The 20,512-nt window shown below is 68.1% G+C and carries 19 protein-coding genes and 1 tRNA gene (1 of these 20 only partly in view); 6 read left to right on the top strand and 14 right to left on the bottom strand.

Annotated elements, in window-relative coordinates:
• The 5 genes in view from ACN9M6_RS05855 to hutI are tightly spaced (at most 16 nt apart) and all read left to right on the top strand, a layout consistent with a single transcriptional unit that may run on beyond the window.
• A protein-coding gene (locus ACN9M6_RS05855; protein WP_419162263.1) for a chlorite dismutase family protein crosses the window boundary here: on the top strand, positions 1-842 show its 3' portion. Its footprint begins 25 nt before the window's first position; the window shows 842 of its 867 coding nt (coding positions 26-867); the start codon falls outside the window, past its left edge; it ends in the stop codon at positions 840-842.
• Positions 839-2,470 carry a histidine ammonia-lyase gene (gene hutH, locus ACN9M6_RS05850; protein WP_419161977.1) on the top strand — a complete coding sequence of 544 codons (1,632 nt, stop codon included), beginning with the start codon at positions 839-841 and terminating at the stop codon, positions 2,468-2,470. The genes ACN9M6_RS05855 and hutH overlap by 4 nt, the downstream gene beginning before the upstream one ends.
• The gene (gene ftcD / locus ACN9M6_RS05845) at positions 2,449-3,351 is read left to right on the top strand and encodes a glutamate formimidoyltransferase (protein ID WP_419162262.1); all 903 of its coding nucleotides are present in this window, start codon (positions 2,449-2,451) and stop codon (positions 3,349-3,351) included. Before hutH ends, ftcD begins: the two co-directional genes overlap by 22 nt.
• Before the next feature lie 16 nt (positions 3,352-3,367).
• A complete protein-coding gene (hutU, locus tag ACN9M6_RS05840) occupies positions 3,368-5,026 on the top strand; it encodes a urocanate hydratase (RefSeq protein WP_419161976.1) in 1,659 nt (552 codons plus the stop codon).
• A gap of 16 nt (positions 5,027-5,042) precedes the next feature.
• A complete protein-coding gene (gene hutI, locus ACN9M6_RS05835; RefSeq protein WP_419161975.1) occupies positions 5,043-6,296 on the top strand; it encodes an imidazolonepropionase in 1,254 nt (417 codons plus the stop codon).
• On the opposite strand, the gene ACN9M6_RS05830 is transcribed toward hutI, so the two are convergent.
• The 5 genes from ACN9M6_RS05830 to ACN9M6_RS05810 are packed head-to-tail and all read right to left on the bottom strand — an operon-like array spanning position 6,282 to position 13,136.
• Entirely contained in the window at positions 6,282-7,616 is a 1,335-nt protein-coding gene (locus ACN9M6_RS05830) for a metallophosphoesterase (RefSeq protein WP_419161974.1), read from the bottom strand. The two genes, hutI and ACN9M6_RS05830, sit on opposite strands and share 15 nt — an antisense overlap.
• 14 nt (positions 7,617-7,630) lie before the next feature.
• Complete coding sequence (locus ACN9M6_RS05825; protein WP_419161973.1) at positions 7,631-8,611, bottom strand: hypothetical protein; 981 nt, start codon at positions 8,609-8,611, stop codon at positions 7,631-7,633.
• Complete coding sequence (locus ACN9M6_RS05820; RefSeq protein WP_419161972.1) at positions 8,598-9,404, bottom strand: sensor histidine kinase; 807 nt, start codon at positions 9,402-9,404, stop codon at positions 8,598-8,600. Before ACN9M6_RS05820 ends, ACN9M6_RS05825 begins: the two co-directional genes overlap by 14 nt.
• Positions 9,401-9,892, bottom strand: a complete 492-nt coding sequence (locus ACN9M6_RS05815; protein WP_419161971.1) for a response regulator — start codon at positions 9,890-9,892, stop codon at positions 9,401-9,403. The genes ACN9M6_RS05820 and ACN9M6_RS05815 overlap by 4 nt, the downstream gene beginning before the upstream one ends.
• A 16-nt stretch (positions 9,893-9,908) precedes the next feature.
• Positions 9,909-13,136, bottom strand: a complete 3,228-nt coding sequence (locus ACN9M6_RS05810; RefSeq protein ID WP_419161970.1) for an Npt1/Npt2 family nucleotide transporter — start codon at positions 13,134-13,136, stop codon at positions 9,909-9,911.
• A gap of 12 nt (positions 13,137-13,148) precedes the next feature.
• On the opposite strand from ACN9M6_RS05810, the gene ACN9M6_RS05805 reads away from it, so the two are divergent.
• Positions 13,149-13,222: transfer RNA gene (locus tag ACN9M6_RS05805), tRNA-Pro, on the top strand.
• Here ACN9M6_RS05805 and ACN9M6_RS05800 read toward each other — a convergent pair.
• The 9 genes from ACN9M6_RS05800 to ACN9M6_RS05760 all read right to left on the bottom strand — a co-directional run bounded on the left by ACN9M6_RS05800 (position 13,204) and on the right by ACN9M6_RS05760 (position 20,508).
• Positions 13,204-13,860, bottom strand: coding sequence for a non-canonical purine NTP pyrophosphatase (locus ACN9M6_RS05800; protein WP_419161969.1), 657 nt, complete (start codon positions 13,858-13,860; stop codon positions 13,204-13,206). The two genes, ACN9M6_RS05805 and ACN9M6_RS05800, sit on opposite strands and share 19 nt — an antisense overlap.
• Positions 13,848-14,810, bottom strand: a complete 963-nt coding sequence (locus ACN9M6_RS05795; RefSeq protein WP_419161968.1) for a hypothetical protein — start codon at positions 14,808-14,810, stop codon at positions 13,848-13,850. Before ACN9M6_RS05795 ends, ACN9M6_RS05800 begins: the two co-directional genes overlap by 13 nt.
• A complete protein-coding gene (locus tag ACN9M6_RS05790) occupies positions 14,804-15,046 on the bottom strand; it encodes a hypothetical protein (RefSeq protein ID WP_419161967.1) in 243 nt (80 codons plus the stop codon). The genes ACN9M6_RS05795 and ACN9M6_RS05790 overlap by 7 nt, the downstream gene beginning before the upstream one ends.
• A 31-nt stretch (positions 15,047-15,077) precedes the next feature.
• Positions 15,078-16,073 (bottom strand): heme o synthase, encoded by a 996-nt coding sequence (gene cyoE / locus ACN9M6_RS05785; protein WP_419161966.1) that lies wholly within the window; start codon positions 16,071-16,073, stop codon positions 15,078-15,080.
• A 6-nt stretch (positions 16,074-16,079) separates the two neighbouring features.
• A complete protein-coding gene (locus ACN9M6_RS05780) occupies positions 16,080-16,385 on the bottom strand; it encodes a cytochrome C oxidase subunit IV family protein (RefSeq protein ID WP_419161965.1) in 306 nt (101 codons plus the stop codon).
• A 33-nt stretch (positions 16,386-16,418) separates the two neighbouring features.
• Positions 16,419-17,033 (bottom strand): cytochrome c oxidase subunit 3, encoded by a 615-nt coding sequence (locus ACN9M6_RS05775; protein WP_419161964.1) that lies wholly within the window; start codon positions 17,031-17,033, stop codon positions 16,419-16,421.
• 40 nt (positions 17,034-17,073) lie between these two features.
• Positions 17,074-18,840, bottom strand: coding sequence for a cytochrome c oxidase subunit I (locus tag ACN9M6_RS05770; RefSeq protein WP_419161963.1), 1,767 nt, complete (start codon positions 18,838-18,840; stop codon positions 17,074-17,076).
• Between the two features lie 15 nt (positions 18,841-18,855).
• Positions 18,856-19,560: a cytochrome c oxidase subunit II gene (coxB, locus tag ACN9M6_RS05765; protein ID WP_419161962.1), complete on the bottom strand. Its 705-nt coding sequence runs from the start codon at positions 19,558-19,560 to the stop codon at positions 18,856-18,858.
• Positions 19,561-19,641: 81 nt separating this feature from the next.
• A complete protein-coding gene (locus ACN9M6_RS05760) occupies positions 19,642-20,508 on the bottom strand; it encodes a carboxypeptidase regulatory-like domain-containing protein (RefSeq protein ID WP_419161961.1) in 867 nt (288 codons plus the stop codon).
• Between the last annotated feature and the right edge of the window lie 4 nt (positions 20,509-20,512).

The raw sequence follows: 20,512 nt of genomic DNA, 5'->3' as shown, positions 1-20,512 counted from the left end.
ATAGCGCTGCGGACCTGCCGGTTCCCCCGCTTCCCCCGGCCTCCCTCGAGGGCTGGTACGTCCTTCACCAGTCGCTGAGCGTGGACTGGGCGGCGCTCAAGGCCGCGGACCCGGGGGACGCACGCGAGGCGCTGGCGAGCTTCGCCGCGCTCGCGGAGGCGTGGGCGACGGCATCCGAACCGGGCTGGTCGGGAGTGTATCGCGTGGCGGGTGCGGGGATCGACTTTCTCATCCTCCATTTCCGGGATACGCTGGACCGGCTGATCGAGGCGGGGCACCAGCTCCAGCTCTCGGTGTGGGGCGACTACGTCATCGTCCGTGAGGAGTACCTGTCCGTGGTGGAGTTGGGACTCTACACCCTGACCAGTGAGCTCGCCGGCCGGGTCGACCCGGAGGACCGCGAGGCGTGGGACCTTGCGCTCACGGAGACGCTGGCTGCCGAGCGCGAGAAAGGGTTCGTCCGCCGCCGGCTTCAGCCTCGCCAGCCCGGGCACATGCCCTACGTCTGCACCTACCCGATGGACAAGCGGCGGAACCCCGGACAGAACTGGTATGCGCTTTCGCTGGAGGACCGGGCCGCGCTGATGGCGGCGCACGGAACGGTGGGCCGGCGCTTCGCGGGCCGGCTCGTACAGGTCATCAGCGGGTCGATGGGTCTGGACGACTGGGAGTGGGCGGTGACCCTGTGGTCGGCGGATCCACTGGAGTTCAAGGCCATCATCAGCGAAATGCGCTACGACGAGGCGAGCGCCCATTATGGGGAATTCGGGCCGTTCACTGTCGGCAAACGGCTCTCCGGGGAAGAGATGCTCGACCTGCTCGCCGTGGACGGCGACCGGTGAGCGGCGGGGCGATCGGGCACGGCGGCGCGAGTTCGGAGCCCATCGGGCTCTCGCGGCAGCTCACGATACCGGAGGTCGCCGCCGTGGCCCGCCGGGGAGCGGGCGTGGACAGGCTGCGCGGGTCGACGCGGGCCCGGGTGGAAGCGAGCCGCGCCACGGTGGAGGAGGCGCTGGCCCGGCCCGGCGCGAGAATCTACGGGATCACGACCGGCTACGGGTCGCTGGCGGGGATCCGGATCTCGGCCGAAGACTCGGCGAGGCTGTCCCGCAACCTGATCCTCAAATGCGCGGCGGGGACAGGACCGCCTCTGCCCGAAGACTGGGTCCGCGCCATGCTCCTGGTGCGGGCGAACTCACTCGCCCTCGGGGCCTCGGGGGTGCGCCCCGTCATCATCGACACGCTGATCGAGATGCTCAACCGCGGGGTCACGCCGGTCGTGCCCGGGAAGGGGTCGCTGGGGGCGAGCGGCGACCTTGCGCCGCTCGCGCACATGGCGGCGGTCGCCACTTCGGCCGCCCACGGAGACACGGACGCGGACAGTTTCAGCGGCGAGGCGTGGTTCGAGGGTCGCCGGACGGACGGGGCCACGGCGATGGACGCGGCCGGAATCGTGCGCCCGGGGATCGAGGCCAAGGAAGGGCTCGCACTCACGAACGGGACCACGATGATGGTCGCCGGAGCGGCGCTGCAGCTCCACGACGCGAGGCGACTGCTGCTGCACGCCGAACTGGCGGCGGCCCTGAGCTTCGAGGGGCTGCTCGCGCGGTCGGCGGCGCTGGATCCGGCGCTGCACGAGGCGAACAATCAGCCCGGCCAGGTGGGGACCGCGGCGCGTCTGCGGGCCCTGCTGGCGGGGAGCCGGCTGGTCGATTCCGATGATGATCGCGTGCAGGATGCGTACAGCCTCCGCTGCACGCCCCAGGTCGTGGGCCCGGTCGTGGACATGGTCGGCTTCCTCTGGAACCGGGTGGAGGCCTCTCTCAACGCGGTGTCCGACAACCCGCTGGTCTTCCCCGCCACCGGGGGCGCGCCGGGGATCGTCCGGTCGGGAGGGAACTTCCACGGGGCGGGACCTGCGCTGTGGCTGGACACGCTGGGCATCGCGATGACCGATGTCGCGAGCCTCTCGGACCGTCGCGTGTTCCGCATGCTCACACCCGAGCTGTCGGGTGGTTTGCCCGCCATGCTCGTGTCGGAACCGGGGCTGCACGGCGGACTGATGTCGCTCGAGTACACGGGGGCGGCCCTCGTGTCGGACAACAAGACGCTCGCGCACCCGGACTCCGTCGACTCGATCCCGACGAGCGCGAACCAGGAGGACCACGTGAGTATGGGGGCCAACGCGGCCCGCCACACACGAGAGATCCTCGAGAATACGCGCACGGTGCTCGCGATCGAACTCCTGAGCGCGGCGCAGGCCGTCTATCTCCGTCCACAGGGCGCTGAACGCCTCGGGGCCGGGACGCGCCCGGTATACGAGGCCATCCGCGAGCGAGTACCGCCCGTGACCGGGGATCGTTCGCTCGCAGCCGATGTCGAGCGGCTGGAGGCGGCGATCGAGGACGGCACGCTCGAGCGGGCGGCGATGGCCGCGCTGGGCGATCTCTGGCCTCCGTCACGCCTCTGAACCGGGGCTGGCTCCTCTGCGAGCCGAACGTCAGCGAGGGCCGGGACGAGGCGCGCATGACGGGTTTCGCGGAGGCGGTGGCGGAGACTGCGGGTGTCGAACTCATCCATCGGTCGTCGGATCCCGATCATCATCGCATGGTTCTGGCCTATCTCGGCGGCCCGGAGGCCGTCGTCCAGGCCACCATGGCACTTGCCGCCGCGGTCTACGGATCGGTGGACCTGAGGCGTCACCGGGGTGCCCACCCCAGGATCGGGGCGCTGGACGTCGTCCCCTTCGTGCGCGGCCCCGGCTGCGGGGAGGCGGAGGCCCTCGCCGCTTGCCGGTCCTTCGGTGCGTGGACAGCGGCTCGGGGCGTCCCGGTCTTCTTCTACGAACGGGCCGCGGCCTCATGCGAGCGAGATTCCCTGCCCCGGATTCGGTCCGGACAGTTCGAGGGGCTCGCCTCAAAGCTGGCCCGGCCCGAATGGAGGCCGGATCTCGGCCCTCCAGCGCCCCATCCTTCCGCTGGAGCGGTAGTGGTCGGCCTTCGCGCTCCACTGGTCCGCTTCAACGTGAACCTCGGCACGCGGGATCCCGGCCCGGCCCGGCGCCTTGCGGGGGCGATCCGGGAGTCGGGGGGCGGGCTGCCGCACGTCCGGGCGCTCGGGATCTCACTGAAACGCCGGGGCCTGACGCAGATCTCCCTCAACCTGACCCGCTATGCCGTGACCTCTGTGGACACGGTCTACGATCGGGTGGCCGAGGGGGCGCGGGCTGAAGGGGTGATGCTCGCCGGATCGGAGTTCATCGGTCCGGTACCGGCCGGAGCCCTGAGGGGCGTCGACCTCGAGCGTCTGGACGCAGAGCTTGATGCCGACCAGATATTGGATCTGCCATGACCGGAGACAGACGCGAATGAAACCATCCGGACCGATCCACGCGCCGCGGGGGACGTCCCTCTCGTGCAAAGGCTGGCATCAGGAGGCGGCCCTCCGGATGCTGATGAACAATCTCGACCCCGCGGTGGCCGAGCGCCCGGACGACCTCGTCGTGTATGGAGGGGGAGGCAAGGCGGCGCGGGACTGGGCCTCATATGCAAAGATCGTCGAGACGCTCCGGCGGCTCGAGAACGATGAGACGCTCCTCGTTCAGAGCGGGAAGCCGGTCGGCGTGTTCCGCACCCACGACGAGGCTCCGCGCGTCCTCATTGCAAACGCTCATCTCGTGCCCCGCTGGGGGGGAGTGGACGAGTTCCGCCGCCTGGAGGCGCTGGGACTCACGATGTACGGGCAGATGACGGCCGGGTCGTGGATCTACATCGGCACGCAGGGAATCCTGCAGGGGACGTACGAGACGTTCGCCGAGCTGGCCCGGCAACACTTCGGCGGCACGCTCGCGGGGCGGCTCGTGGTCAGCGCCGGTCTCGGCGGAATGGGAGGCGCGCAGCCCTTGGCGGCAACGATGAACGGCGGTGCGTTCCTCGGAGTGGAGGTGCGGGAGGACCGGATCCGCCGGCGGCTGGACACGGGGTACTGCGACCGGATGGCCACCGACCTCGACGCGGCCCTGGACCTGCTGTCCGCTGCGGCGGGCCGGGGGGAGGCGCTGTCCGTCGCGCTGCTCGGGAACATCGCGGAGGTGCTCCCCGAACTCGTGAGCCGCGGAGTGGTGCCCGATGTGCTCACGGACCAGACCTCGGCCCACGACCTCCAGTCGGGATACATCCCCGCGGGGCTGTCCGTGGAGGAAGCCGTGGCGATGAGCGCGTCGGACCCGGACGGTTACGGCGAGCGCGTGCTCGATTCGATGGTCGTGCATGTGTCGGCGATGCTGGCGCTCAAGGCGGCCGGCGCGATTGCATTCGACTACGGGAACAACCTGCGCGGCCAGGTCGCGGACCGGCGCGGGATGTCGGAGGCGTTCGAAATCCCGGGCTTCGTCCCCGCCTTCATCCGGCCGCTGTTCTGCCGCGGTGCCGGCCCCTTTCGCTGGGCCGCGCTCTCCGGGGAGCCGGGGGATATCGCGGCGACGGACAAGGCCGTCCTCGAGACTTTTCCGGAAAACGAATCGCTGGGGCGCTGGATCCGGCAGGCGCGCGAACGGGTGCACTTTCAGGGACTGCCCTCACGCATCTGCTGGCTCGAGTACGGCGAGCGCGCGGAGATGGGGGCGCGCTTCAACTGGCTCGTGGAGACGGGTCGCGTTCAGGCGCCGATCGTGATCGGACGTGACCATCTCGACACGGGCTCCGTGGCCTCGCCGAATCGCGAAACCGAGGGCATGCGGGACGGCTCCGACGCGATCGCGGACTGGCCGCTGCTCAACGCAATGCTCAACACCGCCTGTGGGGCGAGCTGGGTCTCGATCCACAACGGGGGCGGCGTGGGCGTCGGCTACTCGACCCACGCGGGCATGGTCTGTGTCGCCGACGGCACGACATCGGGCGCCCGGCGGCTCGAGCGCGTGCTGACGGCCGACCCGGGCACCGGAGTGATGCGGCACGCGGACGCCGGCTATCCGGAAGCGATCCGGACGGCCCGGGAGCGCGGCGTCGACCTCCCCATGCTCGAGTAGCCCCGGACGCCCGCCCATGCCCCGGCTCGAGAACATCGGTTGTCTCGCAACCTGCGCGAATCCGTCGGGGCAGAACGACATCGGTCTGATTCACGGCGCCGCGCTCGTGTGGCAGGACGGCGTCGTTCGGTGGACCGGGCCCGCGTCCGCGCTCCCGACCGAGTACGCCGAGGAGGCTGTGTGGGACGCCGGCGGTCGACTGGTCATCCCCGGTCTCGTGGACGCCCACACGCACCTCGCCTTCGGCGGCTGGCGGGCGGGCGAGTTTGCGGATCGCATTCGGGGCCGGAGCTATCTGGAGATCGCAGCCGCCGGGGGCGGGATCGCCTCCACGGTTCGCGCCACCCGCGCGCTCGACGAGGAGACACTCCTCGAGCGGTCGCGGCGATTTCTGTCCGAGATGGTGTCGCTCGGCGTCACGACGGTCGAGGCCAAGAGCGGCTACGGACTGGACCTCGAGACCGAACTGCGCCTCCTGCGGGTCTACCGACGACTCGACGAGATGGGCCCGGCGCGGGTGGTGGCGACCTGTCTCGCCGCTCATGTGATCCCTCCGGAATGGAAGACCGACCGCTCGGGATACGTGGACCTGATCGTGGCGGAGATTCTACCCGAGGTCGCCAGCCAGGGATTGGCCGACTTCTGCGATGTCTTTGTCGAGGATTCGGCTTTCTCGGCGGACGAGGCGAGGCGGATCTGCGCGCGGGCGCGCGACCTGGGACTCGAGCCGAAGCTGCACGTGGATCAGCTGACGGGAGGCACCGGCGCCGAATTGGCGGCCTCGGTGGGGGCCACGTCGGCCGATCACCTCGAGTGCGTTTCGGACGCCGGGATCACGGCGCTCGCGGACGCCGGGGTGGTCGCGGTCACACTACCGATCGCGACCCTGTACCTGGGTCAGACGCCGCCCCCCGCCCGGGCACTCATAGACGCCGGCGTCGCGGTGGCCGTAGCGACGGATTTCAATCCGGGCACGGCGCCGTCGTATCACCTCCCCCTGGCGATGGCCCTGGCCTGCACGCGACAGCGCATGACTCCGGCGGAGGCGCTCAAGGGGGCGACGCGGTTTGCCGCCCGGGCCATCGGGCGGGAGGGCACGGCAGGATCGCTGGAGCCGGGAGGCGCCGCGGATTTCGCCGTCATCGACGCGCCGGACGTGGAGCACTGGCTCTACCACCTGCGGCCGAACGCATGCACCGCCACGGTGATCGGGGGCGACAGTCGCCACGGAGCCCTCAGGGCGGCGGGGGGAGGCTCAGGGAGCTTGTGAGCCTCCCGATTCCGGCGCGCGGCCGAGGGGGCGGGCATCGCCCTCGAGCGGGATCGTCACGCGGTCCCAGCCGCCCTCCGGCTGAGGTTCGAGCATGAGCATCTCCGCCGCCGCATCCAGCAGGTCGACGGCGATGAGCTTGCCGTCGTAGCTCTCGCGGATGGTCGTTACGGGTGTGTGGCCGACCACATGAACGTCTGCCCCGAAGTGATCGAGGACGGCGTCGAGGTGCGCGCCCAGCGTGTCGGTCAGCACGAGATCCCGGTACCAGAGCACACTCTCCGAAGCGAAGAAGAAATCGTAGCGCCGGTAGATGCCCGCGGAGTCGAGTCGGGTCTGGAGCGTGAATTGTTCCAGGAAGGCCGAGTCGTGCCACCCGGTGAACAGAGGTTCGGAGATGAACGCCCGCAGGGTGTCCTGGTACCGGTGCAGCGATACGTCCCGGTACGTCGGGCTGACGCCCCCGTGCGCGAGCAGGAGGTCGCCGAGGCGGACGAGTCCGGGCTTGGCGGCGAGCCAGCGACCGAGGATCGAGTTCGCCGGATCGAAGAGCTTCGCGTAGGACATGTCGTGCCGGTCCGCGATCGCCATCTCCTTGGGTGACACGTAGCGGAGATCTCCGGACATGACCATGGCTTCGTGGTTGCCCAGGAGGGTGACGACACGGCCCCCGGCGGCCGCCGCCTCCCGCTCGAGTTCATACACGAACCAGAGCAGCCGCGTCACGTCGTCGCCGCGGTCGAACAGATCCCCGAGCAGTGCCACCGTGGCGCTTCCGCCGGTCCAGCGCAGCCCGGCGTCGATGAGACCGGCACGCCGGAGCAACGCGACGACGCGGTCGAACTCGCCGTGCACATCTCCGAACACGAACACCGAATCGGGGGCCGGGAGATCGATCTCCGGGGACGGTGGCCCCTCCGGGCGGATTTCGGTGCGCTGCAGGCGACCCGGTTGATCCGCTCCGTATTCGATGGTGACCACGGGGGCCTCGACCCGCAGCTCGGCCATGTGCGCGTGGCCGGAATCCGTTCTCCTCTCGTCCACGACCCGGCCGTTTACGATGGCTCGAATCAGCCCGGGAAGGCGTTCGTTCGTCAACCAACGGACTTCCAGCCCGCGCCGGGTGAGGCCGACGTAGAGCCCGTATTCCCCCTCGAAACGCCACGAGCCCTGCCCCGCGCGAGGCGCGGGCGCGGCGGGCGGCACGCCCGGCCCTGCGGACGGCGCCGGACCTCCCAGCCATCCCAGTCCCGCCGCCGCGACGGCGCATCCGATCAGCGCCGGGCGACTCGCCCCGGGGTCCGAATACGTGCCGGTCATGCGACGCCGAGGCTTCAGGGGAGCAACTCGTAGCGGCCGTCGTCCACCCACTGGAGGAGGCGAACGATGCGGCGATGGAGCGCCCGGATCTCCGAATCCGTGAGGCCCAGCTGGATCCGCTGCGCGTCGTGGCGGACACCCCGGCCGGGATCGAGATTCTCCGTCGGCTCCACCTCCACGAAGTTGCCGTTCCGGATCTCGAACTGCACCAGGACCCCGAGGTTCGCCTGCAGCTCCTCGCCGGTGATCGTCCGCAGCCGGTCGATGGCGCTCGCCGCATAGCGATCGAGCTGCAGGTCGCGCCACCGGGTGCCACGGTCGCTCTCCTCGCTCGAGAACGCGACCCCGTTATCCACGGCGAACACGCGCGGCCGGGAGGGGTCCGTCGACTGAACGAAGTTCCCCTGGTTCGAGTCACTGTGGCGGATGATGTACGTAAGGAGGTTGAAGTTCCCCAGCAGGCGCTCGTAGACCTCGTCTTCCTCCAACCTGTCTCCGTCCGGCAGCTCCTCGGGCACTTCGACGTTGAACAGCCAGTACTGGAGCGCGACCAACGTCATCGGCCACTCACGGAATGTCTGTTCGGGAGGCAGGTTCGCGTCCCCCGGGGCGGCAGCGAGCGTGGCCTGGACCACATCGAGCGGCAAGGCGCGGATCGCGGTCGGGGGTACGACCCAATCCCGCTCGTCCAGGAAGAGCTTCTGGACAGCCCAGGCGGCGAGTTCGTAGCGGGGCCGGTTGTTGAATTCATCTCCACCCTCGGGCGCGGGGGCGTACTTGACCTGCAGGAGGTGGTCCCCGGACTGGATGGTCGCGCGGTAGGTACGTTCACCCGGAAGGCCGCGGGACGGCCGGATGTCGAGGACCTCGAACTCTCCCTCGCGGAGGATCCGGCCGATCTCCGCGACGGGGAGCAGGAAGTTCGGGTCCTGGCCGGCGAGCACCGCCGGCACGGCCAGGGTGACGCCGGCCACCAGGAGTTTACACCAGCGCATTCCAGCTCTCCTCTCGCTTTGCATCCCTCGCCGGTCGAATCGGAAGCGAAACGTCGAAGGTCGTGCCCTCCCCGACTTCGCTGCGGACCGAGATATCGCCGCCGTGCTGGTTGACGATCTGCAGCGTGATGGCCAGCCCCAGCCCCATGCCGATGCGGTCGCCCTTGGTCGTGAACCCCGGCTCGAAGATCTCCTTGACGAGTTCGGGCGGAATCCCCCGGCCCGTGTCGGCCACGCTGATGTGAACCCGGCCTCCCTCCGCACGCGTCCTGATCGTCAGCGAACCGCCATCCGGCATCGCCTGTGATGCGTTGTGCACGATGTTCATGAACACCTGGTTGATTCGGTTCGGATGGCAGACGACGGCGGGGAGATCGCCGAAGTCACGCACGATGTCGACCTCTCGGAGCTCGTACCCGAGGAGGGCGAGGGTACCCTCAATGCCCTCGTGCAAGTCCACCGGGCGGGCTTCGGACGCCTTGGGCCGCCCGAAATTCTTCAGGCTCTGCACGAGCTTCACCATGCGCTCCACCGCAATGCCGTTCGTTTTCAGCACCGCTTCCGTGGCCCGCACGACCCGCCGCACCTCGTCGAGTTCATCGGGTGTCACGACTTCATCCTCGAGGATGTCACCCAGCTTGAGCAGCGCGCGCTCGATCACGTCGTGGTTGCTGTGGAGCGCCCCCAGCGGCGTATTGAGTTCGTGCGCGATCCCGGCGACGAGAGTGCCGAGCGTGGCGAGCCTCGCCTGCGTGATCTCCGTGGCCGTAGCCCCCAGCCTCGGCGCGTTCACAGGAAGGCGTGGATCCAGCGTTCCCGGAGTCCGGCCAGCTCTTCGTGCGCGGCTTCCAGTTCCCCCATCCTCTCGGTCAGCGCCCGGAACAGCTGGGAGCGCTCGACGCCGTTGCGGATGGCGAAGGCCAGCGCGTCGTTGTCCCACGGCTTCTCGAGATACTGGTAGAGGCCGGCCTCGTTGATGGCTCGGATCGCGTTCTCCTTGTCGGCGTACCCGGTGAGGAGGATCCGCGTGGCCTCGGGCCTCAGCTCGCGGGCCCGGGTCAGGAACTCGACTCCATCCAGTTCGGGCATCATGAGGTCGGCCACGATCGTATGCACCGATTCCTCCGCGAGACGCTCGAGGGCGGCCTGTGGAGAGGTGAACGGGATGACCCGGTGGTCGGTCTCAAGCTCGAGGAACCCCTGGATGGCGCCGACGACCATGGCTTCGTCGTCCACGATCATCACCGTGCCCGCGTCCGAGTTCCTATCCCTGCTCATCATCCGTCCTCATGTCGGATCATGTCATCGCCAGACCGCGGACGCGACTCGCGAACCCGCGCAGCAGGTCCAGCCCCAGCTCCGGGTGGTCGATGAGGAGATCGCGGAAATCCTCCCGGGTGATGCGGAGCACACGGGTCGGACGCACGGCGCGCGCTTCGACCAGGCTCGGCTGTTCGTCGATCAGCGCCCAGGTGCCGAACGCCTGACCGTCGGTGAGCGAGACCGATCCATCCCCGACTCCCTCCAGCGACACCTCGCCGCGGATCACCAGGTAGAGGGCGTCCGTGGGCTCTCCCTTGCGGATGAAGACCGCGTCCTCGCGCGCATCGACCTCGCGCGCAATGGAGGCGAGGAGGGCCAGCTGCCGGCTATCGACCCCTGACAGCAGATCCACGGTCTGGAGCCGAAAGACCTTTTCGATCAGTTCCATCTCTTCCCCTTCTTCGGTCCCTTCTTCGGTCGCGGAGCGTCCTGCCGCCGAGTCGTGCGCCAGGCGCCGGGACAGATCTTCCAGCTCCGCGTCGGACGAAACGAACCCGTCGAGTCGCGCCGCCAGCGATTCCCTCTCCGACTCGAACGAAGTCCAGAGGGCGCACCGCCCGATCCAGATGTCTTCGTCGTCCCACAGCTCTCGGAGCACGTCGCCGGGCTCCCGCCGAACTTCGTCCGCGAGTTCTGCCGCCAGCACCGGTTCGAGCTGAGAGAAGATACGATGGCCGACGGTGCTTTCGATCCATTCCAACGCGTTGGCCCGACGCCGCGGCTGGCCACTCTCGAGCGCAAGGTAGCTGCGCCGCATCGATTGTTCAGGATACACGAGCCCGAGCCAGCGAAAAACACTCGCCCGGCGGTCGCGCCGGGCCTCGTGCAGCGCCCGCAGCAGGAGCGTCCCGGGCACTGAGTCTCCCCTGTCGCGGAGCGCCGCCTCCGCGCGTGCGTAGCGCTCGGAAGCTCGCACCTCCCGCTCCACGGCCTGGAGAACCCGGTGGTCCGGGAAGGTCAAATGATCGTGACTCGTGCGCAGCCGGTGGAGCGATACAAGTGCCTGGTCGTCGAGCGCCTGCTCGGTTTCCGGCAGGAGGTAGGCCGTGATCAGGGCGTCGACGGTGGCGGGCGTCGCGATGTCGCCCAGCACGCTCGCCACCCCCCGGCGGACCCAGGGGTCGGAGGCGGGGTCGGAGAGGGCCTCGAGCAGCGGGGTCACGATCTCCTGACCCCGCCGGGCCAGACCGTCGCGGGCCGCGGCGCGGGTTCGGGGACTCGCGAGGGCCGCAATGCCGGTCTGGACGAGGGCCTCATGGGGCAGGCGGGCCGCGCTCCGCACGGCCGCGGCGGCCACCTCGTCGTCCGGGTGGGCCACCAGTTCGAGGACGATGTCTTCCACTGCGGGATGGCCCGGCACGAGCCCGGCTGCCACCGCGAGTTCGAAGGCCCCGGCGTCGTCGAGACTGCCGCTCGTGCGCCGGGAGAGGAGTCGCTCGAACCTCGGCGTCGTGATGCGCGCGGCCCGCGCGGGCCCGAAGTCGTTCAGCAGGCAGGCCAGCGTGGCGGCCCGCACCTGCGTGGACTTCGAGTCGAGGAGGGGGAGGAGAATGTCGCGGGGCGCGCGCCCGGCCTTCCGGGCGAGCAGCCGGACCGCAGCCTGACGTACCCGCGGGTCTTCGTCCTCGAGGCGGGCGCGTACCGCGTCCTCATCCATCAGGGAGGGGGCACGGAGCAACGCGTCGAGCGCTTCAGCCCGCAGGTCGTGGTTTTCGTGCTCGAGGAGGCGGTACAGCTCGGGCGAGAGAGTGGCGATGTCGTCCGGGGTGGCACCCCTCAGCAGGTCGAAGGCGAAGGTCACCTTGAGGGGCCGCTCGTCCTTCAACGCGTCGCGCGCGAGGTCCATCGCGCCCGCGTCCGCCATCGACACGAACGTGCCGCGCAGGCTGGCGAAGCGACCCTCGAACGACTGGGCGAGGCTCGTCACGTATTCCCGCCGGACCTTGAGAAACGCAACGAGAAGGAGAGCCGCGAACCCGAGGCCGAGCACCCCGAGGATCACCAGGCGCCCCGTGAGGGAGATCGAGGCGAGCGCGAGCGACGGAATGGCGATGAGGGCGCCCGACAGCGTCTTCCCGAGCCCCTTCTCGATCGCCACGTCGATGTAGGACTTGGCCTTGAGCTTGATATCCTCGGGGACGGGGACATAGAGGATCTCGCGCCCCGTCCGCTCGGCGGAATAGCGGAACATCTTCTCCATGGTGCGCGCCCCGACGGCCACGGCGAGCGCTGCGGTCGACAGCCACACGGCGGCGGCGAGCGCGCCCGTTGCCAGAATCATGGCGGTCGGGAAGATGATCACCGCGACGCCCGCGCCCCAGCGCCGCAGGATCGGGCGCAGGGCAAGCAGGACCAGGATCGGCATCCACTGGGTCAGTACGTCGACGAGAGCCAGGAAGCCGGCGATCGCGCCCAGGTCGGTGAAGACTTCGCGCGTGAGCGTGTTGTACTGGTAGTCGATGAACTGCTTGACCACGATCGTCAGGAGCACGGTCGCCGCGATGAGCCGAACCTGCGGATGGGCGGCCATCCGCCGCAGTTCGCTGCCCTCGAGTTCCGGGTCTCCCGGGCGCGCCTCGACCGGCGGCTCCGGCGCCTCGCGGGCCCATACGGCCGCGATGCCGGCGGCCAGTACCACGAGGGCGGCGCCCGCCACCAGCAGAAGGTTCTCGGACCCGCCGCCCTCGGGTACGAGGACGTGCGTGAGGGCGCCGAGCGTCGCGCCGGCCGAGCCCGCGGCGATGACGACGGGATACGCGCGCTTCGCGTCGCGCGCGTTGTAGAAGATCTGCGTCGCCATGTAGAACTGCGTGACGAGCGACGCGGCCAGCAGGTCGTACCACCCGTAGAAGACAAGCCCGAACCACGCCGCGTCCTCCTGGTACAGCAACCGGAACGCCAGCATGCTCACCGCGAAGAAGGCCGCGGTCGCCGGAATCAGGCGGCGCCAGGAGATGCGGTCGGACAGGTAGTTGTAGATGGGCGCCACGACGACCACGGCGGCGCTCACGAAGTACACCTGATAGAAGTCGCCGACCGCGAGCCCCGAGAGGGCGAACGCGCTTCGCAGCGGACGAAGGATCCCGATGACGAAGAGGACGAGGGCGCCCAGGCCCATCATCGCCAGCAGCTTCCCCGCACCCGGCCGCCGCGCCAGGGCGCCTCGCAGCCCAGGGTGGCTTCGATCCTGGCGAGAGTTCATCTTTCCGCACTTCGGGGCGTGGCGCAGCCCGGTAGCGCACCTGCTTTGGGAGCAGGGGGTCGCCGGTTCAAATCCGGCCGCCCCGATTCCGCACGACATGTGTTTCGATCCATCCCCGGGCCCGTCGAACCGCGACTGACCGGTGGCTCGTTTCCGCCTTGACCGCCTCCGGCAACTCGGCGTAGCTGCCCTCGTAGCCTTCCGGCACGAACAGCGGATCGTAGCCGAAGCCGCCCGTCCCCCGAGGCTCGCGCACGATGAGCCCCCGTACTACCCCCTCCACGACTTCGTGCCGGAGATCGTCGGTCAGCGCCACCGCACAGCGATAGTGCGCCGCCCGCTCGCCGTCCGCCACGCCGCCCAGCCGGTCGAGTAGCCAACGGTTGTTCGCTTCGTCACGCCCCCATCGATCGACCCATTCCGCCGGAGCGAAACGGCGCGTCCTGACGCCGGGCCCGCCGCCGAGGGCGTCCACGCACAGGCCCGAGTCGTCCGCGAGCACGGGAAGGCCCGACCGACGGTGGAAGTACTTCGCCTTGGAGAGCGCATTGAGTGCGAAGGTGTCGAACGGTTCCAGCCCCTCTTCCTCCTCCCTCGCGGGGAGGCCGAGATCTTCCGGCCCCAGCAGGCGGACCGGCACATCGGTGAGGAGATCCCGGATTTCCCGGAGCTTGTGAGCGCTGCGCGTGGCGACCAGAACCGGAGGCGGGTTCAGTCCGCCCAAATGCGCTCCGAGGTGAGGCGTTCCGCGAGCTTCGGGTGCGCCCTCCACAGATAGCCGCCCATGATGAGGGCCGCCAAGACGTTGCCGACGAGGATGGACCACCAGGCGAGTTCCTCGAGGATCCAGCCGCCCAGCATGGCCACCATGGCGATGAAGAAGACTTCGAACACGACGAAGAGAATGAGGATGCCGAACGCGAGCGGCGGGAATCGGGTCGCCTGCTTCGCCAGCCCGGAGACGGTGACCCCGAACAGTACGAAAAAGGCGAAGTGCGCAAGCGTGTACCCGAGGATCGGCGCCAGGGCGATGTCCACTCGGCCGGTGGCGGGGGCGCCGCGAAAGAGGACGGTGGCGAGAGCCGCGGGCGTGTAGAAGGGCTCGCGCAGGATCGAGTCGATGATCAGAAACCACACCGCGACCACGATCGCCCCGAGCAACCCTGCATGGATTCCGTGCCGGGTGACCTCGTGCGTCTTGAGGAAGTTCATCACGCCCACCACGCCGGGCTCGGAGCTCACCCAGTGCATGTGCGTGAACATGACGACCCCCGCGAGGGCGTTTCCGAAGAAGACGGCGGGCCAGCCCGGCGCCGACAGCACGAGTTCCGACGGTGTCCGGATCAACCCGATGTAGAACGCGAGCGAGCAGACGAACAGTCCGTACAGGGCGCCGATCAGCACGTTGCGCGGCAGCCCGGCCCAGCGCACCAGCGCGGCCGCCAGCATCCCGAGACCACCCCACACGGCGAAGTGGATGACCGTGAAGCCCGCTATGATGCCGGCGGTGGGTTCGACCTCGGAACGACTCACGATGGCCCCCCACAGAAACGCGGGCGTCTGTAGCGGCCTTCCCTGCCCCAGGTCGTAGAAATAGAAGAGGACGGCGAGGACGAAGCCGCCCAGCAGTCCGCCGACGAGTCCGTGCCGGACGCGGCGGGACAGCGTCAGCATGCCGAATCCGGGTCGGCCGCGCGTGCCGCCTCCCATTCGCGCTGCTCTTCCAGCGCCATCTCTACCTCCCGCTCCCGCTGCCGCCGGCGAGCCCGGAAGATCCCGCCGCCGATTACGACGAGGAGGAGATACGGCGTCGCGGCCATGAGCACGAACATCCACACGTACCCCATCTGCTGGTCCGGTGTGTGCTGCATCTGAAGCGTCGCCACGATGGCGGATATGGTGTTCAGCACGAGATCAGCGCCTACGCCGTTCGACGGATCCTCAAACCTTGTCCATCACGAGGATGGCCATGAGTAAGGGAAGATACAGGATCGAGGCCCGGAACAAACGTCGGGCCCGGGGGCCCGAGGCCTCGCGCCCGAACTGGAGCGCCGCCCACAGGAAAGCGCCTCCGAGCCCGAGCGCGCCCACGAAATAGACGGGACCGGCGAGACCGAGCACGCTGGGCATCAGGCTCACCGGGATCAGGGTGAGCGTATAGAGCAGCGTCTGGCGCCGCGTCTGACGCCCGCGCGGGTCGCCGACGGAGAGCATGCGGAGGCCCGCCGCCTCGTAGTCATCGCGCAGCAGCCACGCCAGCGCGAGAAAATGAGGCAGTTGCCAGACAAAGAGGATCCCGAACAGAGCCCAGCCCCCGGGCCCCAGTGCGCCGGTGGCGGCCGTCCAGCCGCCGAGAATCGGCAGCGCCCCGGGCACCGCGCCGATCACGGTCGACAGCGAGTGCACCCGCTTCAGAGGCGTGTAGACGAAGTCGTAGGAGATGAAGGTGAGAGCGGCGAGCACGGCCGTGATGAGATTGACCGTCACCCCAAGCCACGCGATACCCGCCGCCGCCAGGACACCCGAGAAAACGGCCGCGGGCAGCGTCCCGATGCGGCCCGCCGGCAGCGGCCGCGAGCGCGTTCGCCGCATGAGCGCGTCCACATCCCGTTCCAGCACCTGGTTCATCGCGCTCGTGCCGGCCGCGACGAGCGCGATCCCGAACATCGTATGCGCGAAGACGGCGACGTCGAAGCTCGCGGCGCCCAGAAGGAAACCGGCCGCCGCGCTGACGAGCACGAGCGCCGTGATCCGGGGTTTGGTCAGTTCGAGATAGCACCGGAAGGGCGCGCGCAACGGAGCGGCTCGCTCCGCGACTTCGCCGAGCGGTATCCCGCGGGCCCCCGGGATGCTCTTGGCTTCCAACGCGGAGTTCGAGCGGGCCAGCAGCCCGTGGCAAGAACCCCGCTGCATTCGAGCGTCGCGGGGTTTCACCACGGACTGCTAGACGTACTCCATCATGATCGTGACGATCATGATGGCCACCGCCGGCAGGGGCGCCAGCGCCACCAGCCGCAGTCGGTTGGGTTCGAACTTCAGATGCATGTAGTAAAGGGCCACGAGCAGCGCCTTCCACACCGCCATGATGAGCAGCGATACGACAATCATCCACTTGGGGATTCCGAGGAAGGCCACGAACACCTCGAGAACCGTGAGGATGAACAGATACAGCCAGATGAGCATGTACTTCGGGTGTGCGTGCCCGTGATCGTCCGCGGCGTCGGCCGCGTGCGCTCCAGCTTCACTCATTCGTTCGCTCCGTAGGTTCTCGGTCGCAAGCCGCTAGATCAGATATACGATCGTGAACAGGATGATCCAGACGAGGTCCACGAAGTGCCAGTACAGGCCGAGCACTTCGATCCCGTGCGTATTGTCCGCGCCCCAGTGGCCCCTGAAGGCCCGGATCGTGGCCCACGCAAGACAGATCACGCCGAGCAGGACGTGGAATCCGTGGAAGCCCGTCATCGTGAAGAACGTGGCCCCATAGAGTCCCGCCGACGGGGTGAACCCATGGCTTCCTTCCCATGAGCTGTGCAGCACCAGTTCGGTGTATTCATAGACCTGGACGCCCAGGAACAGCGCCCCCAGCAGGGTCGTCGCGAGGAGGAAGATTCTGATCCCCCGCTGGTTCCCCGCCTGGGCGTGCGCGAACGCCTTCACCATCGTCACCGAACTGCAGACGAGGATGAAGGTATTCACCGCGGTCACGGGGACGTTGAGTACGGTTCCGGGCTCCCCCCATGTGTCGGCGGCTCCGAAGCGCAGGACGACGTACGAGCCGATGAGGCCCGCGAAGAACATCACCTCCGAGCACAGAAACACCCACATCCCGACTTTCTGGGTGTAGACCTCGATTCCCGGCTCGGGGACCCGGCCTGCGGTCGCGGCGTGCGCCATATCGTCAGTTCCCTTCTCTGTTGTGGGCTATCCGTAGCTCTTAGTGGCTGCCCTCGGCGGGACTCATCACGTCCGGCCGTTCATTCTGCGCCAGCCAGTCCTTGTCCTCGATATCGGGATGACTGTACTCGTGCGGCCCGTGATAGACGACCGGGATTTCCTCCCAGTTGCCGTGCTTGGGCGGCGACGGCGTCTGCCACTCCAGCGTGGTCGCGTTCCAGGGGTTCGCCCCGGCCTCTTTGCCCTTCTTCAGGCTCCAGAAGAAGTTGAACGCGAACAGGAAGCCGGAGGCGAAGAGTATGAACGCCGACCACGAGATGAGCGCGTTCGTGTCCTCGATCCCCTGCAGGTGTGCGTAGCCCGTGGAGTCGTAAATGCGCCGCATCATTCCGACCATCCCCACGCCGTGCATGGGGAAGAAGACGAGGTTGAAGAAGATGAACGTGAGCCAGAAGTGGATCTTGCCCATCGTCTCGTTCATCATCCGGCCGAACATCTTCGGATACCAGAAGTAGATCGCGCCGAAGAGGGCGAACAGACTCCCGCCGAAGAGCACATAGTGAATGTGGGCCACGATGAAGTAGGTGTCGTGGATGTAGATATCGACCGGCGTCGAGGCCATGAACACGCCCGACAGTCCCCCGATCGCGAACATCGCGACGAATCCGATCGCGAACAGCATGGCCGAGTGGAGCTGGAGGTTCCCGCGCCACATCGTGCCCATCCAGTTGAACGTCTTGATCGCCGAGGGCACGGCGATCAAGAGCGTCGAGACCGTGAAGGTCAGTCCCAGCGTCGGGTTCATCCCGCTCTGGAACATGTGGTGACCCCACACGATGAAGCCGAGGAAGGCGATCGATGCGAGCGCCAGCACCATCGCCTTGTAGCCGAACACCGGTTTCCGCGAGCCCACCGAGAGGATCTCCGAGGTGAAGCCCATGGCCGGGAGGATGAGGATGTAGACTTCCGGGTGACCGAAGAACCAGAATAGGTGCTGCCAGAGCAGCGGCTGTCCGCCCCCCTCGGGGAGGAAGAAGCTCGTGCCGATCGTCTGGTCGAAGATGAGCATGATCCCGGCGGCCGACAGCACCGGCATGGCGAGCAGGGCCAGGATCGCCGTGATGAAGAGGGCCCAAATGGTGAGCGGCATGCGCATCCAGGTCATCCCGGGGGCGCGCAGGTTGATCACCGTCGTGATGTAGTTGACCGACCCCAGAATCGACGACAGGCCGACGAAGACGAGGGCCGCCAGCCACATGATCTGGCCCAGCGCGACGCCCGAGAGGTCGGGACGCGCGCTCAGCGGCGCGTACAGCGTCCAGCCGGCTCCCGCCGCGCCTCCCACCACGAAGAAGCTGGCCAATGTCAGGATGCCCGCCGGCACCATCGCCCAGAAGGAGAGCATATTGAGCCGCGGGAACGCCATGTCGTGCGTCCCCAGTTGCAGCGGGATCAGGTAGTTCGCCCACACGCCCACCAGCATCGGCATGATGGCGAGGAACACCATCACCGAGCCGTGCATCGTGACAAGCGAGTTGTAGAACTCCGGCAGAATGTACCCGCTCGTCACCATGCTCTCGGGGAAAATCCCGCCCAGCGGCAGCTGGCCCCGCGCCGGCCACGCGATCTGGTATCGCATCAGCATCGCGAGCAGTCCGCCGATCATGAGGAAGAACAGCGTGTAGAACAGGAACTGGATCGCGATGACCTTGTGGTCGGTCGAGAACAGGTACTTGCGCAGGAACGACTGCTCGTGCTCTTCGTGCAGGATCGCCTGCCCGGTCGCCTCCGCGATGATCGTCGCCATATCAGCCTTTCTCGATCACTGGGCGGTCGCCTGGCCGGCCAACCAGGCATCGAAGTCCGCCGCGCTGTGCACGGTCACGCTCGCCTGCATGTAGTAGTGGCCCAGGCCACACAGCTCGGCGCACGCGATCTCGAAGTCCCCCGGCTGGGTCGAATCGAACCAGATCGGGATCGTCATGCCCGGTACCGCGTCCTGTTTCACGCGGAGTTCCGGGATGAAGAAGGAGTGGATCACATCCTCCGATTCCAGGAGGACGGTGACCATCTCGTTCGCAGGGAAATGGAACTGGTTGCGTACGATGAAGTTGTCGGCTCGGCAGGGGTCGCGGTCGGGATCTTCAGGGTCGGGGGGGCAACGGACTTTCCTGTCGGGGCCGGGGTACGTGATGTTCCATTCGTACTGCTTGCCGACGACCAGAAACTGGAGCGCGTCCTGCGGGCGGTTGGACTGCGACTTGATGTCCTGCCAGACCGCGGCGGAGTAGACGCCGAGGATCGCGATGATGATCGCCGGTACGACCGTCCAGATCACCTCCAGACGGTTCGAGCCGTGCGTGTAATGTGCCCTGGCGCCCTCGCGTCCCCGGTACTTGAGACAGAACCAGAGGATGCCGCCCTCCACCAGGATGAACGCGATCCCGGTGATGACGAGGATGATCCAGAACAGCTGGTCGATCACGATGCCCTGTGTCGAGTAGTTCGGGGGCAAAGCCCAATCCACGAGTTCTCTCCTTCCAGGTCAGCTTCGGGTGAGCGAGGGGGGCCCCGGCGGCGCTTCGGCCGCCGGGGTCCGCCCTTCGCGCTACTGTGTGCGCTCGACCCGGATACGATTCGTGCCGTGTCCGATGACGAGCGTCTCACCCATCGGGACGTTGGCACCCATCATGTCGGAGTTGTAGTCGAACGAGACTTCGCTCATGCCGCCGGCCGTCACGGTCACGCTCGCCGTCATCGTGCCGAACTCCTCGTGCCACGCCGTCAGGGTGTAGTCGCCGGCGGGAACGTTGGAGATCGTGTAGCCGCCATCGGAACCGGAGACTCCGAAGTACGGGTGGTCGACGACGCCGATGTACGCCTGCATCCAGCCGTGCACGTCGCAGCGCACGGGCACCATCACCTCGGCCATCTGGAAGCGCTGGGTGCTCGTGATCCCCGCGCGAGGCTGGCTGATGTTGAAGCCGCGGTTCTCGGTCGGGGTGGCGTTGATGTTGTGCAGCAGGTTGTCGCTGTTCGTGATCTCGATGTCCTGGCCGCTCTGCACGCCGAGGACGTGCGGCGAGTAGCGGCAGTTGGACTGGTCGAGCATCGCGGGACCGGAGGCGGCCGGCGCCCCTGAGACGCCCTCGCTCAGGTACACGAACACGTTGGCGAGGCCGCCGCCCGCGGACACCATCACCATCTGGTTCATGGGGCCATCCGCGCCATAGCCGGCGGCACAGTCCTCTTCGGCCGACATGTCGATGGCTTCCATCGCCGGGACCATGCCCGCGAAGTTCGCCATGCCTGTAATGGTGCCGACGGTCGACGGATCCACCGCCGCGCCGGCCGGGGCCGCTTCGCCCGCATCGTCCGCCGCGCCTTCCGACGAACCGCCGCCTCCGCCGCCGCACGCGGCCATCGCCGCGATGGCCATGAAGGCCGCCGAACGGGTCAAGAAATGCGATCGCATAGAC

This window comes from Candidatus Palauibacter sp., from assembly GCF_965197445.1.
Lineage (GTDB): Bacteria > Gemmatimonadota > Gemmatimonadetes > Palauibacterales > Palauibacteraceae > Palauibacter.
The sequence above is the reverse complement of the archived record's forward strand: the minus strand, read 5'-3'. Positions and strand labels throughout refer to the sequence as shown.

What these genes read in the sequence shown, in the direction of transcription:
- hutU (WP_419161976.1), top strand. Translation starts at nt 3,368, where the DNA reads ATGAAACCATCCGGACCGATCCACGCGCCGCGGGGGACGTCCCTCTCG.
- hutI (WP_419161975.1), top strand. Translation starts at nt 5,043, where the DNA reads ATGCCCCGGCTCGAGAACATCGGTTGTCTCGCAACCTGCGCGAATCCG.
- ACN9M6_RS05830 (WP_419161974.1), bottom strand. Translation starts at nt 7,616, where the DNA reads ATGACCGGCACGTATTCGGACCCCGGGGCGAGTCGCCCGGCGCTGATC.
- ACN9M6_RS05825 (WP_419161973.1), bottom strand. Translation starts at nt 8,611, where the DNA reads ATGCGCTGGTGTAAACTCCTGGTGGCCGGCGTCACCCTGGCCGTGCCG.
- ACN9M6_RS05815 (WP_419161971.1), bottom strand. Translation starts at nt 9,892, where the DNA reads ATGATGAGCAGGGATAGGAACTCGGACGCGGGCACGGTGATGATCGTG.
- ACN9M6_RS05810 (WP_419161970.1), bottom strand. Translation starts at nt 13,136, where the DNA reads ATGAACTCTCGCCAGGATCGAAGCCACCCTGGGCTGCGAGGCGCCCTG.
- ACN9M6_RS05795 (WP_419161968.1), bottom strand. Translation starts at nt 14,810, where the DNA reads ATGCTGACGCTGTCCCGCCGCGTCCGGCACGGACTCGTCGGCGGACTG.
- ACN9M6_RS05780 (WP_419161965.1), bottom strand. Translation starts at nt 16,385, where the DNA reads ATGAGTGAAGCTGGAGCGCACGCGGCCGACGCCGCGGACGATCACGGG.
- ACN9M6_RS05775 (WP_419161964.1), bottom strand. Translation starts at nt 17,033, where the DNA reads ATGGCGCACGCCGCGACCGCAGGCCGGGTCCCCGAGCCGGGAATCGAG.
- ACN9M6_RS05770 (WP_419161963.1), bottom strand. Translation starts at nt 18,840, where the DNA reads ATGGCGACGATCATCGCGGAGGCGACCGGGCAGGCGATCCTGCACGAA.
- ACN9M6_RS05760 (WP_419161961.1), bottom strand. Translation starts at nt 20,508, where the DNA reads ATGCGATCGCATTTCTTGACCCGTTCGGCGGCCTTCATGGCCATCGCG.